The organism is Streptomyces sp. NBC_01257 (assembly GCF_035917255.1).
Lineage (GTDB): Bacteria > Actinomycetota > Actinomycetes > Streptomycetales > Streptomycetaceae > Streptomyces.
In genome coordinates, this window is record NZ_CP108472.1 from 3,645,791 (window position 1) to 3,658,480 (window position 12,690).

Annotated in this window: 10 protein-coding genes; 6 read left to right on the forward strand and 4 right to left on the reverse strand. The window is 70.9% G+C overall.

Annotated features, from left to right (window positions below; genetic code table 11):
• Positions 1-389: 389 nt before the first annotated feature.
• Complete coding sequence (locus OG408_RS15410; RefSeq protein ID WP_030927001.1) at positions 390-653, reverse strand: WhiB family transcriptional regulator; 264 nt, start codon at positions 651-653, stop codon at positions 390-392.
• Positions 654-1,356: 703 nt separating this feature from the next.
• Here OG408_RS15410 and OG408_RS15415 point away from each other — a divergent pair.
• The 3 genes from OG408_RS15415 (at position 1,357) to OG408_RS15425 (ending at position 4,266) form a co-directional block, all read left to right on the forward strand.
• Entirely contained in the window at positions 1,357-1,884 is a 528-nt protein-coding gene (locus tag OG408_RS15415) for a cysteine dioxygenase (RefSeq protein WP_266779530.1), read from the forward strand.
• 109 nt (positions 1,885-1,993) lie between these two features.
• Complete coding sequence (cofD, locus tag OG408_RS15420; protein ID WP_285564883.1) at positions 1,994-2,950, forward strand: 2-phospho-L-lactate transferase; 957 nt, start codon at positions 1,994-1,996, stop codon at positions 2,948-2,950.
• A complete protein-coding gene (locus OG408_RS15425; RefSeq protein WP_266779534.1) occupies positions 2,947-4,266 on the forward strand; it encodes a coenzyme F420-0:L-glutamate ligase in 1,320 nt (439 codons plus the stop codon). The genes cofD and OG408_RS15425 overlap by 4 nt, the downstream gene beginning before the upstream one ends.
• 165 nt (positions 4,267-4,431) lie before the next feature.
• On the opposite strand, the gene OG408_RS15430 is transcribed toward OG408_RS15425, so the two are convergent.
• The 3 genes from OG408_RS15430 to OG408_RS15440 all read right to left on the reverse strand — a co-directional run bounded on the left by OG408_RS15430 (position 4,432) and on the right by OG408_RS15440 (position 8,125).
• A complete protein-coding gene (locus OG408_RS15430; RefSeq protein ID WP_266779536.1) occupies positions 4,432-5,412 on the reverse strand; it encodes a DNA-3-methyladenine glycosylase family protein in 981 nt (326 codons plus the stop codon).
• Between the two features lie 89 nt (positions 5,413-5,501).
• Positions 5,502-6,593, reverse strand: a complete 1,092-nt coding sequence (locus OG408_RS15435; RefSeq protein WP_266779538.1) for a nucleotidyltransferase family protein — start codon at positions 6,591-6,593, stop codon at positions 5,502-5,504.
• A 203-nt stretch (positions 6,594-6,796) separates the two neighbouring features.
• Positions 6,797-8,125 (reverse strand): peptidoglycan recognition protein family protein, encoded by a 1,329-nt coding sequence (locus OG408_RS15440; RefSeq protein WP_266779540.1) that lies wholly within the window; start codon positions 8,123-8,125, stop codon positions 6,797-6,799.
• Between the two features lie 138 nt (positions 8,126-8,263).
• On the opposite strand from OG408_RS15440, the gene OG408_RS15445 reads away from it, so the two are divergent.
• The 3 genes from OG408_RS15445 to OG408_RS15455 all read left to right on the forward strand — a co-directional run bounded on the left by OG408_RS15445 (position 8,264) and on the right by OG408_RS15455 (position 12,613).
• Positions 8,264-9,013, forward strand: coding sequence for a TIGR03089 family protein (locus OG408_RS15445; RefSeq protein WP_326670361.1), 750 nt, complete (start codon positions 8,264-8,266; stop codon positions 9,011-9,013).
• Positions 9,014-9,247: 234 nt separating this feature from the next.
• Positions 9,248-10,627 carry an LCP family protein gene (locus OG408_RS15450; protein WP_326670363.1) on the forward strand — a complete coding sequence of 460 codons (1,380 nt, stop codon included), beginning with the start codon at positions 9,248-9,250 and terminating at the stop codon, positions 10,625-10,627.
• A 447-nt stretch (positions 10,628-11,074) separates the two neighbouring features.
• Positions 11,075-12,613, forward strand: a complete 1,539-nt coding sequence (locus tag OG408_RS15455; protein WP_266779546.1) for an LCP family protein — start codon at positions 11,075-11,077, stop codon at positions 12,611-12,613.
• Positions 12,614-12,690 lie beyond the last annotated feature (77 nt).

Sequence of the window (12,690 nt, forward strand, 5' to 3'; positions counted from 1 at the left end):
CCCCCGGGGGCTGCATCGGTGTACACGCGCGCCCTGTCGGGTCGTTGGCGCGTCTCGGACGGGGCCCCACACTAACGGTACGGATAACCGGGGTGGCGCGGACCGGTTGATCGGGGGCGGGGGCGCAGCGGCGGAGGGCGGCCGAAGTCCGGGCCCGGTAAGGCGGATGAGGGGTTCGTACGTCTCCCGGCCCGGGTACGCCGATGGCCCGCCGCCTGCGGGCAGGGTGCAGGCGGCGGGCCATCGGCGGTGCATGCCATGGAGCGGTGGCCGGCCCGGGAGAGGTCAGCTCCGCGGGTCCCTTCGCCGGGTTCCCTGGTCGGGCTCCCCGCTCCGGTTCCCTGCTCGGTCCGGCTCCGGATGTTCTCCGTGTTCTCCGGTGGGAGCGGTCAGACCGCGGCCTTCTTCAGACGCCGTCGCTCACGCTCGGAGAGACCGCCCCAGATACCGAAGCGTTCGTCGTTGGAGAGGGCGTACTCCAGGCATTCGGACCGGACTTCACAGGCGAGACAGACCTTCTTCGCCTCGCGGGTGGATCCGCCCTTCTCGGGAAAGAAGGACTCGGGATCGGTCTGCGCGCAGAGTGCGCGCTCCTGCCAGCCGAGTTCCTCGTCCGCGTCCTCGACCAGCAGTTGCTGGAACAGCTCGGTCATGTGCGCCCCTCGTCTGTCTCTTGCGTCCCCGTGATGCGGCCGTTATCGAATCGGCCGAACGACACGAGTGAAATTACAAGTGTGTAGCTTCGGGCCAGTCAAGCGCAGATCTGCTATTGGGCCCGGTATTCACTCTGCGGAACCAAGCGTATGCGTAAAGTGTTCAAATCACCAAAAACCTGACATATGCCATCGGCTCCGTCACCCCCGCGTCCGTCACTCACAGGAACGCCCCGGAGGGCGGACACGTTGCGATTCGATCACCGAAGCGATCAAGATCACAGTCGGGTCACGGGGCCGCGACCGCGTTTATCTCCGCGGCTGTTGCGCCACATCTCCGGCATCGGGGCTGCATAAACCTTTCTCCGGGTGGAGTAACCGGATGAGGTGAAACATTACCGCCAAATCGGGCATTGGGTTGACAGTCGGAGGTTCTCCGGTTCTCCTTGATGTCATGCCAGTGACCTCAGCGATGCGCGCCACCCACATCCGTGGGTTCCGCAGCGCTGTCCAGGCTCGCTGTTGCTGTTCCAGCTGTCTCGGTTGTTGAAGCCCCCGCGCTCCAGCCACACAGCTCCTACCGGACCTCCGGACCTCCCCACGCGGCTCCACGCCCTGCGGTCACCGGTCCCAGCGGTCCTCGCGACACCCCCATCAGCACTGCACCAGCACCACTGCACCCTGCCGAGGAACCACCGCACCCATGAACAGCGACAGCGACCTCCAGATCGCCGGCGACCTCCTCGAGGTCCCGCACCTGCTGCGCCCCGCGCGCGAGCACCCCGCCACGGTGGCCGAATTCGTCGGGCTCGCCCGCGCCGTCGCCGCCGACCGCTCCCAGTGGGCCCACCTCGTCCAGTACGACGCGGCCACCCGCTGGTACCACCGCCTGCGCACGGTCCCCGCTCTCGGCTCCGCCCGGGCAGGAGAGACCCCGCTCGGCTACGAGATCTGGCTGCTCAGCTGGGTCCCGGGCCAGGGCAGCGGGCTGCACGACCACGGCCCGTCCTCCGGTGTACTCACCGTCCTGGACGGCGAACTGACCGAGCGTACGGACCGCGGACAGCGGACCCTCGGCTCCGGCGCCCAGCGCGTCTTCGCCCCCGGCTACGTCCACGAGGTCGTCAACGACTCCCTCGAACCGGCCGTCAGCCTGCACATCTACTACCCGGGCCTGACCGACATGCCGATGCACGCCACACAGTGCACGGCGGCCGTCCCGGCCGTCTGATCGGCCCGCCTCCAACCACCCCGACAATGATCAGGCTCCGCCTGACAGTCCCACCCGTCTCCCACCACCACCCCGACAATGATCAGGCTCCGCCTGACAGACTGTTTGCATGCGCATTGTGGTTCTGGCCGGCGGTATCGGTGGTGCTCGTTTCCTGCGTGGCCTCAAGGAGGCCGCGCCCGACGCGGACATCACGGTCATCGGCAACACGGGTGACGACATCCATCTGTTCGGACTCAAGGTCTGTCCCGACCTCGACACCGTGATGTACACCCTCGGCGGTGGCATCAACGAGGAGCAGGGCTGGGGCCGTACCGACGAGACCTTCCACGTCAAGGAGGAACTCGCGGCGTACGGCGTCGGCCCCGAGTGGTTCGGGCTCGGCGACCGCGACTTCGCCACCCACATCGTCCGTACGCAGATGCTCGGCGCGGGCTACCCGCTGAGCGCCGTCACCGAGGCGCTCTGTGCGCGCTGGAAGCCGGGGGTCCGGCTGCTGCCGATGTCCGACGACCGGATCGAGACGCATGTGGCCGTCGACGTCGACGGCGAGAGCAGGGCCATCCACTTCCAGGAGTACTGGGTGAAGCTGCGCGCCTCCGTCCCGGCGCAGGCGATCGTGCCCGTCGGTGCCGAGCAGGCCAAGCCGGCTCCGGGCGTCCTGGAGGCGATCGCCGGGGCCGACGTCATCCTCTTCCCGCCGTCGAACCCCGTGGTGTCCGTCGGGACCATCCTCGCCGTGCCCGGGATCCGGGAGGCCATCGCCGAGGCCGGGGTGCCGGTCGTCGGCCTCTCCCCCATCGTCGGTGACGCACCGGTGCGCGGGATGGCCGACAAGGTGCTCGCCGCGGTGGGCGTCGAGTCGACGGCCGCGGCGGTAGCCCGGCACTACGGCTCCGGGCTGCTCGACGGCTGGCTCGTCGACACCGTGGACGCGGGCGCGGTGGACGAGGTGGAGTCCGCGGGCATCCGCTGCCGTTCCGTGCCGCTGATGATGACCGATGTCGCCGCGACCGCCGAGATGGCGCGGCAGGCGCTGACCCTCGCGGAAGAGGTACGCGCATGAGTGCCGCCGCTCCGGACGCCGCGCCCTCCTTCCGGGTGTGGGCGCTGCCCGGGATGCCCGAGGTGCGGGCCGGGGACGACCTCGCGAAGCTGATCGCCGCCACCGAGCCGGGTCTCGTCGACGGCGACGTGCTGCTCGTCACCTCGAAGATCGTCTCCAAGGCGGAGGGCCGGATCGTCGAGGCCACCGACCGGGAGGCGGCGATCGACGCCGAGACGGTACGGGTGGTGGCGCGGCGCGGCACGCTGCGGATCGTCGAGAACCGGCAGGGCCTCGTCATGGCCGCCGCCGGGGTCGACGCGTCGAACACCCCCGCCGGGACGGTCCTGTTGCTGCCCGAGGACCCGGACGCCTCGGCGCGGGCGATCAGGGCGGGGCTGCGGGACACCCTCGGCGTCGAGGTCGGCGTCGTCGTCACGGACACCTTCGGGCGGCCGTGGCGCAACGGACTGACCGATGTCGCGATCGGGGCGGCCGGGGTGCGGGTGCTGGACGATCTGCGGGGCGGCAGCGACGCGTACGGCAATCCGCTCAGCGCGACCGTGGTCGCCACCGCCGACGAGCTGGCCTCGGCCGGTGATCTGGTCAAGGGCAAGGCGGACGGCCTGCCGGTCGCGGTCGTGCGGGGGCTGGGCCACGTCCTGGACCCGGCCGACGCCGCCGGGGCCCGGGCGATGGTGCGGGTCGCGGCCGACGACATGTTCCGGCTCGGGACGTCCGAGGCGGTCCGGGAGGCGGTGACCCAGCGGCGCACGGTCCGCGAGTTCACCGACGAGCCGGTGGACCCCGGGGCGGTGCGGCGTGCGGTGGCCGCGGCGGTGACGGCGCCCGCGCCCCATCACACGACGCCCTGGCGGTTCGTGCTGCTGGAGTCGCCGGAGTCCCGGACCCGGCTGCTGGACGCGATGCGGGACGCGTGGATCGCGGATCTGCGGCGGGACGGCAAGAGCGAGGAGTCGATCGCGCGGCGGGTGAAGCGGGGCGATGTGCTGCGCCGGGCGCCGTATCTGGTGGTGCCGTGCATGGTGATGGACGGCTCCCACACGTACGGGGACGCGCGGCGGGACGGGGCGGAGCGCGAGATGTTCGTGGTCGCCGCGGGAGCCGGGATCCAGAACTTCCTGGTGGCGCTGGCGGGCGAGCGGCTGGGGTCGGCGTGGGTGTCCTCGACGATGTTCTGCCGTGATGTCGTGCGGGAGGTGCTGGAGTTGCCTGCGTCGTGGGATCCGTTGGGGGCGGTGGCCGTGGGACGGGCCGTGGACGCGCCGGCGCCGCGGGTGGGGCGCGATGCGGAGGGGTTCGTCGCTGTGCGGTGAGGCGGTGGCCGGTGGTGGGTGGTTTTCGGGGCGCTGCCCCGGACCCCGGTCCTCAATCGCCGGACGGGCTTGAAAGGGACGCTCCGGTGCGCGATGGGAGCCGGACGGGCTTGAATGGGCCGCCTCGACGCGACGCCCCGGTGCGCGGCCAGGGCCTGTGCCTCGCTACAGCCTGGCGATGTCGCCTCTTGTCATTCTCGGGGCGTGGCGTGGCGGGGTGTTGCCCGAGAGCAGGATCAGGCGGGTCGCCCGGTGGCGCTGGCCCTCGTACGGGGCCAGCAGGGCCAGCATTTCCTCGTCGTCGGCGTTGCGGTTGCCGGCCAGGGCGTGGCCGACGATGCCGGGCAGGTGGAGGTCGCCGACCGTCACCGCGTCCGCCGCGCCGTTCGCCCGCTGCAGGGTCTCGGCGGCCGTCCAGGGGCCGATGCCCGGGATGACCTGGAGGCGGGTCATCGCATCGGTCAGTTCCATGGCGGCCGCCTCCTCCATGCGGCGGGCCACCCGGACCGCACGCAGGATCGTCGCCGAGCGCTTGCTGTCGACGCCCGCGCGGTGCCATTCCCAGGACGGGATCAGCGACCAGGTGCGGGCGTCCGGCATGACGTAGAGGCCGTACTCCTGCGGGCCGGGTGCCGGCTCCCCGTACTTGCGGACCAGGAGGCGCCAGGCGCGGTACGCCTCGTCCGTGGTGACCTTCTGCTCCAGGACCGACGGGATCAGGGACTCCAGCACCAGGCCGGTGCGCAGCAGTCGCAGGCCCGGTCTGCGGTGGTGGGTCGTGGCGAGCAGGCGGTGGCGCGGGGTGAAGGCGTCGGGGTCGTCCGCCGCGCCCAGCAGCACCGGCAGCTGGTCCAGCAGCCAGGCCGCGCCCGGCCCCCAGGCCGCGGCCTCGATCCGGCCGTCGCGGGCGACGACGTGGAGCGTGCCGGGACCCGCGGGGGTGCGGCTGGCCCGGCGGACGGAGCCGTCGGCGGACATCCGGAACGTGGGGTCGGCGGGGCCGCGGCGCAGCGGACCGAGGACGAGCCGCAGGTCGAGCGGGCCCGGTGGGGTCCAGTCGCGGGTCAGCGCCGCCGGTACGGGTGTCGCCGTCTGGCGCGGGACGGCCGCGCGCGGGGCGCTGCGGGGTGCGAATCGTCCTGCCACGGATGAGGTCCTCGGTAGTCGGGGCTGCCTGTCGAGGGTACGGCTGATTCCGGCCAGTCGGGTGTCATGCGGGAGGCGGAACGTCCCGGTCATTCGTCCGAGGAGAAGCGCACCGAAGCGGCGGGCAGATGGGCCCCGCACCAGATGCGGACGCCGTCGAGCAGTTCGTTGTCGGCACCGACCTTGGCCCCGTCGCCGATGACCGCGCCGCTCAGGACCGTACGGCTGCCGATCCTGGCACCCGCTCCGACCAGCGAGTCCGTGATCACGGCGCCGGGGTCGACGACGGCGCCCGCCAGCACGGTGGAGCCCTCGATCCGGGCGCCCGCGCCGATCACCGCGTCGGCACCGATGACCGTACCGCCGGAGAGCTTCGCGTCGGGGGCGACGGAGGCGGTCGGCAGGACGAGGCGGTCGCCGCACCGGCCGGGGACGGCCGGGGAGGGTGCGCGGCCGAGGACGAGGTCGGCGGAGCCGCGTATGAACGCCTGCGGGGTGCCGAGATCCAGCCAGTAGGTGGAGTCGACCATGCCCTGCAGATGGGCGCCGTCGGCGAGCAGGCCGGGGAAGGTCTCGCGCTCCACGGAGACCGGCCGGCCGGCCGGGATGGTGTCGATGACCGACCGGCGGAAGATGTACGCCCCCGCGTTGACCTGGTCGGTGACGATCTCCTCGGGCGTCTGGGGCTTCTCCAGGAACGCGGTGACCCGGCCGGTGCCGTCCGTCGGCACGAGACCGAAGGCGCGCGGGTCGTCGACCCGGGTGAGGTGGAGCGAGACGTCCGCTCCGGAGTCGGCGTGCGAGGTGACCAGGGCCCGGATGTCGAGGCCGGTGAGGATGTCGCCGTTGAAGATGAGGACCGGTTCGTCCGGGCCCGAGGTGAGCCGGTGCGCGACGTTGCGGATGGCGCCGCCGGTACCGAGCGGCTCGCGCTCGGTGACGTACTCGATGTGGAGGCCGAGCGAGGAGCCGTCGCCGAAGTACGGCTCGAAGACCTCCGCGAGGTACGACGTCGCGAGGACGATGTGCTCGACCCCGGCGGCCCGGGCACGCGCCAGCTGGTGCGTGAGGAAGGGGACGCCTGCCGCCGGAACCATGGGCTTCGGGGTGTGCACCGTGAGGGGGCGCAGCCGGGTTCCCTTGCCTCCGACCAGGAGAATCGCTTCTTTTGCCTCTGTCACAGCACTGTCTCTGCTTCCTGCTGGGGCCGGGCCGGTAAGAAGCTGTTGTCCGATCTCCGCTGGATCGGCGTCCCGCGCCCAGGGGAGATCGGACAACAGCTTCTTCGGCTGGCCAGTGTATGCAGCCCGGAGGGGGGTCCTTCGGTCAGCAGCCCGCAGCAGGCCTCCGGCGCGCACGGCGCCGGTTCACGGCTCCTTTCGCGTCAGCGGCCCTGCAGACGGGCCGAACCGGTCCGGGCCGTGCCGAGCTTCTTGTAGAGACGCGCTCCGGGGCATTCGGTTGCGAAGCCGTCGCGATGGCCCGAGATCACGTTGAGTTTGACCTTCTTGCCCTTCTTGTACTTGTTGCTGCCGCCCGAGGTCAGGGTCACCTTGCCCTTCGGGTTGGCGCCGAACAGGCCGAGCTTCCAGGCGGTGAGCTTGGACACGGCGGTGACGGCCGCGGCGGGCGGGTTCGACTTGCTGAAGGTCCCGAGCACGGCGATGCCCATGGTGTTGGTGTTGAACCCGAGGGTGTGGGCGCCCATGACGGCCTTCGTCACGCCGCCGGCCCGGCCCTCGTAGATGTTTCCGCACTTGTCGACGGCGAAGTTGTACCCGATGTCACGCCAGCCGCTGCTCTTGACGTGGTAGCGGTAGATGCCGCGCAGGACCGAGGGCGCCTGGGAGCACTTGTAGTTGTTGCCGGTGGCGCTGTGGTGGATGAAGGCCGCCTTGACGGTCTTCGTGTACGCGAAGCCGCTCTCGCGGAGCTTCTCGTCGGCGCCCCAGCCCTTGCGGGTGACGATGCGCGGGCGGGGCCCGATGAACGGCTTGGCGCCGGGCGCGAGGCCGGCGGCCTCCTCGGTCGCGGTCCTGCTCAGGGCGGGGAGCGCGGTGGCGCCGAGCGGGGCGGTGCGGTCGGCGCCCGCCGCTCCGGTGGCGGTGGTCTCCTGCGGGTCCCTGCCGGGGTCGACGAGTTCGAGGTGCAGCCCGGCGGGCAGCGGTACGGGGGTCGCCGAGGCGTCCCTGGTGTCCGGGGTCTCGGGGCGCACCCGGACCTCGACGCCGTCGGAGTCGCCGACCCAGAGCGGGGCGGTGGAGCCGCGGGCGGCGCCCGAGTCGCGTTCGGCGGTGCCGGCGTCGGCGGAGTGTTCGGCGTTGTGCGTCTCCAGGTCCTGCCAGTCGGACCACCGGCCGGTGCCGGTGGCCCGGGTGCGGACCTGGGCGGTGCCGTGGAGTTCGGTGTTCACGTCGTCCCAGACGACGCCGACCATGGAGAACGGCCGGACGTCACGCTCGGGCAGCCCCTGCTCGGCGGCCGCCGCCGCGGGTGCTCCGGTGGCGCGTACGGACGGGGAGGCCAGCGGGTCCAGGGCCAGGGACTGCGTCGAACCGGGCACTTCGGCGGGGCCGGACGCCTCGGCGGGACGGGATCCCGCGGTGGTCGGGTGGGCGGGGGTGTCGGGGGCGGCGCCCGCGGGCGCGGCGAGCGGCAGTACGAGAGCTGCCGCGCAGGTGACACCAATGGAGGATGCAATGAAGGCACGCATACAAATGATCCTGGGCACAACCGGACAACTCCGGCGACCGGGGTTTCGCCGGGTAATTGACGGCCCGTCTGCCGAACCGGTGTACCGGACACCCGCCGCGCCCCGCCCCCTCCGTCACCGGCGCGTACCCTTCTGCGCATGAACGCCAGCGACCGCACCCCTGCCGACCTGCTGCGTTCCGCGCTCGCCGCGGACCCGGCCCGCCCCATGGTCACTTTCTACGACGACGCCACCGGAGAGCGTGTCGAACTGTCGGTGGCCACCTTCGCCAATTGGGTGGCCAAGACCGCGAACCTGCTGCAGGGCGACCTCGCCGCGGAGCCGGGTGACCGGGTCGCGCTGCTGCTGCCCGCGCACTGGCAGTCCGCGGTCTGGCTGCTGGCCTGCGCCTCGGTCGGCGTGGTCGCCGAGGTGCAGGGCGATCCGGCCGCCGCCGATCTCGTCGTCTCCGGGCCGGACAGCCTGGAGGCCGCGCGGGCCTGCCGCGGTGAGCGGATCGCCCTGGCGCTGCGCCCGCTGGGCGGCAGGTTCCCGCAGGCTCCCGAGGGCTTCGCGGACTACGCCGTCGAGGTGCCGGGCCAGGGCGACCGCTTCGCCCCGTTCGCGCCGGTGGACCCGGACGCCCCGGCCCTGACGGTCGGCGGTGCCGGGTTCACCGGGGCGGAGCTGGTCGCCCGGGCCCGCGAGGACGGTGCCGCGCTCGGTCTGGACGCCGGGTCACGGCTGCTGTCGGGGCGTACGTACGACACCTGGGACGGTCTGAGCGCCGGACTCTTCGCACCGCTGGCCACCGGCGGTTCCGTGGTCCTGTGCCGGCACCTCGGACAGCTGGGCGCGGACGCGCTGGCCCAGCGGGTGGAGAGCGAGCGGGTCACCCGGACCGTCTGACGGAGACGCGGGGACGCGAGGGGTACGGAGCAGCGGGGGTGCGCCGTACCAACACCGCGGTATGACAAGCGGTCTGAGGGCCACCCGTCCGGCCCAGCGTGGGCCGAGCCCTCCCGCCGATGCGTCAACTCCGGTACATGATCTGCGGTACAGACCACTCGAGGCACAACCAAGCGTGAGGTTCAGCCGTCTACTTGTGCGACCGGCGGCCCAGCGCGCTGCCGAACGTGAAGGATGGACGCAGACGTGACCGAAAGTGCCGGCACGCCGGCCGACCCCGACGACTCGGCCACGGGTGAGAACCAGCAGCCGGACAGCTCGGCCGCGGACCAGGAACGGACACCGGACGGATCGTCCGGCAAGGAACCCGGCGGGAAGGGCGCCCCGGAGGGCGGCCCGGGCGGTGAGACACGCAGCGGGTCGGGCAGCGGCCCGTCGTCGCACGAACCGTCGCCGTCCGGGGGTTCCGCGCCCGGTCCCACCCTCGACATCGTCGTCAAGCGCAAGCGGCACTGGCTGCGTTGGACCGCGCTGGGCGCCTCGTTCGTCGTGCTCGTCGCCGCGGGCGCCGGCTGGTGGCTGTACAAGAAGCTGGACGGCAACATCCGCACGGACACCTCCGCGGCCGCCGAACTCAAGGCGTACGAGAAGGAGCGTCCCGCGTCCGTCGTCCATGACGCGGAGAACATCCTGCTCATCGGCTCCGACAGCCGGGCCGGCGACAACCGCAAGTACGGCCGCGACGACGGCGGCAGCCAGCGCTCGGACACCACGATCCTGTTGCACCTGGCCGCGAACCGGAAGAGCGCCACGGCCATGTCCATTCCGCGCGATCTGATGGTGAACATCCCGGAGTGCCACAAGCCGGACAAGACCGTGAGCAAGCCGCAGTTCTCCCAGTTCAACTGGGCCTTCGAGTTCGGCGGCACCGCCTGCACCATCCGTACCGTCGAGAAGATGACCGGCATCCGCGTCGACCACCACATGGTCGTCGACTTCAACGGTTTCAAGAGCATGGTCAACGCGGTGGACGGGGTCGAGATCTGCCTCAAGAAGCCGATCGACGACAGCGACGCGCACCTCAGGCTGCCGGCGGGCCGCCACAAGCTCAACGGCGAGCAGGCCCTCGGATACGTACGGGCCCGCAAGTCCATCGGCAACGGCAGCGACACGGAACGCATGGACCGCCAGCAGCAGTTCCTGGGCGCGCTGGTGAACAAGGTGCAGAGCAACGGCGTCCTGCTCAACCCGACCCGGCTCTACCCGGTCCTGGACGCGGCCACCAAGGCACTGACCACCGATCCGGGGCTCGACAGCCTGAAGGACCTGTACGACCTTGTGCGCGGCATGCGCAACGTACCGACCGAGAAGGTGCAGTTCCTGACCGTCCCGCGGCAGGCGTACTCCGCCAACGTGAACCGGGACGAACTGGTACAGCCCGATGCGGACAAGCTCTTCAAGCAGTTGCGTGACGACGAGCCCGTCGCCGTGGTGCCCGCGGATCAGCTGAAGGATGACGACGGGAAAAACGCTGACGCGGACGACGCCTCCGGGCCGACTCCCACACCCACCTATTCGGGGAACAATGCGGCGACCGACCTGTGCAAGCAGTAAAGCAATGGCCAAGCGGACATCTACGTTCGGCGTGCAATGGGAAGAATGCCCTGTTGTAAGGGCCGTGGAATGTGTCACGCCCGTCGCTGGACGGCGAACGGGACGGATAGTGTGACGCGATCCGGTGCTACCGGCCATACGGCCGCGCACTTCCGGAGCGAAGAATGAGCGCCTTATCGGGGGAGGCGCCTCGCGTGGCACCGACGGAGGACTCAAGCGACCGTGGATGCAAAAGGCCGTGGGCGGGCGGAAGAAATCGACCCCGCAGACCAGTGGGTTCTCAACCCGGACACCGGCGACTACGAACTGCGACTGAATCAATCCGGAGGGGATTCGGGCAGAGCGTCGGGCGGTTCGGCCCCCCGGAGTTCCGGGCGCAGAAGTGCCGTACGTGACGGCGACGGCGCACGTCGCCCGGCGGGCGAGGGATCGCGTCGCGGGCGTGAGGTGCCGCGCCAGGGTGGCCGCCGTTCGGGCTCCGGCCCGCGCGGCCAGGAGGCTGCCGGCTCCGCGGAGAACAGCGCGGGCCGGCGCAAGCGCAAGGCCCCGAAGGCCCGTCGCAAGAAGGCGCTGCTCTGGACGGGCGGGGTGATGGCCTTCCTGCTGGTCGGCGTCTCGGCCGGCGGGTACTGGCTGTACCAGCACTTCAACGGCAACCTGAGCTCCGTCGACATCGGCGACCGCGGCAACAAGGACGTCGTCACGGCCAACGCACCCCTCAACATATTGGTCATCGGTACGGACAAGCGGACCGGCGCGGGCAACGAGGGCTACGGCGACGCGGGCAGCGTCGGGCACGCGGACACGAACATCCTGTTCCACGTGTCCAAGGACCGCACCAACGCCACCGCGGTGAGCATCCCCCGTGACCTCATGACGAACATCCCGGACTGCAAGGCCAAGCAGGAGGACGGTTCCGAGAAGACCATCCCGGGCACGCAGAACGTCCGGTTCAACACGAGCCTCGGCCAGGACGGCCGCGACCCGGGCTGCACGATGGACACCGTCAAGGAGCTCACCGGTCTGAAGGTCGACCACTTCATGATGGTCGACTTCAACGCGGTCAAGACCCTGTCCACGGCGGTAGGCGGCGTCGACATCTGCCTGGCCCACGCGGTCAAGGACGACAAGTCGCACCTCAACCTGTCGGCGGGCCCGCACAACGTGCAGGGCGAGCAGGCACTGGCGTTCGTACGGACCCGGCACGCCTACGCCAACGGCAGCGACCTCGACCGGATCAAGGGCCAGCAGCAGTTCCTCGGCTCGATGGTCCGGGAGATGAAGTCGGACGACACGCTGACGAGCCCGAAGAAGCTGTTCAAGCTGGCGGACGCGGCGACGAAGGCGCTGACGGTCGACTCGGCCATCGACTCGGTGCCGAAGCTGACCACGCTGGCCAAGGAACTCACCAAGATCGACACGAAGAACATCACGTTCGTCACGCTGCCGGTCATCGACAACCCGGCGGAGCCCACACCGGTCACCGTGGTCGTGGACCCGGTCAAGGCGCCCCAGCTGTTGTCGATGATGCAGGAAGACACCTCGCTGACCGAGGTGGCCGCGCAGAAGAAGGCCGCCAAGAGCAAGCAGGACGCGCTCCTCAAGGGAACCAAGGCGGCGGCGGCCGACGTCCGCGTCGATGTGTACAACGGTGGCGGGATCTCCGGCGCCGCCCAGCAGACCGTCACCTGGCTGCAGAACGAAAAGGGCGTTCTGAAGTCGACGAACAAGGCCAACGCCCCGGCGAAGGCCGCGAAGACGACGCTCGAGTACGCGCCGAACCAGGCCGACCAGGCCCGGGCGCTCGCCGAGATGATGGGGCTTCCCGCCACGGCGCTGAAGCCGGGCACCAAGGATGCCGTGGGACTGCAGGCGATGGTGCTGACACTGGGGGCTGACTTCAAGGGCGCGGGCACCCCCATCGCCGGGCCGGCCAAGATCGACATTCCGAAGGCCAGCGCCGACAAGGAAGTGTGCGCCAAGTGACACCGGGTCACCGCGCGATACCGCGAGTCTGAAGCAGCAGGGGGGTCCTGGTGGGACGAAGCAGCACGCCCGGGGAG

What these genes read in the sequence shown, in the direction of transcription:
- OG408_RS15410 (WP_030927001.1), bottom strand. Translation starts at nt 653, where the DNA reads ATGACCGAGCTGTTCCAGCAACTGCTGGTCGAGGACGCGGACGAGGAA.
- OG408_RS15415 (WP_266779530.1), top strand. Translation starts at nt 1,357, where the DNA reads ATGAACAGCGACAGCGACCTCCAGATCGCCGGCGACCTCCTCGAGGTC.
- cofD (WP_285564883.1), top strand. Translation starts at nt 1,994, where the DNA reads ATGCGCATTGTGGTTCTGGCCGGCGGTATCGGTGGTGCTCGTTTCCTG.
- OG408_RS15425 (WP_266779534.1), top strand. Translation starts at nt 2,947, where the DNA reads ATGAGTGCCGCCGCTCCGGACGCCGCGCCCTCCTTCCGGGTGTGGGCG.
- OG408_RS15440 (WP_266779540.1), bottom strand. Translation starts at nt 8,125, where the DNA reads ATGCGTGCCTTCATTGCATCCTCCATTGGTGTCACCTGCGCGGCAGCT.
- OG408_RS15445 (WP_326670361.1), top strand. Translation starts at nt 8,264, where the DNA reads ATGAACGCCAGCGACCGCACCCCTGCCGACCTGCTGCGTTCCGCGCTC.
- OG408_RS15450 (WP_326670363.1), top strand. Translation starts at nt 9,248, where the DNA reads ATGGACGCAGACGTGACCGAAAGTGCCGGCACGCCGGCCGACCCCGAC.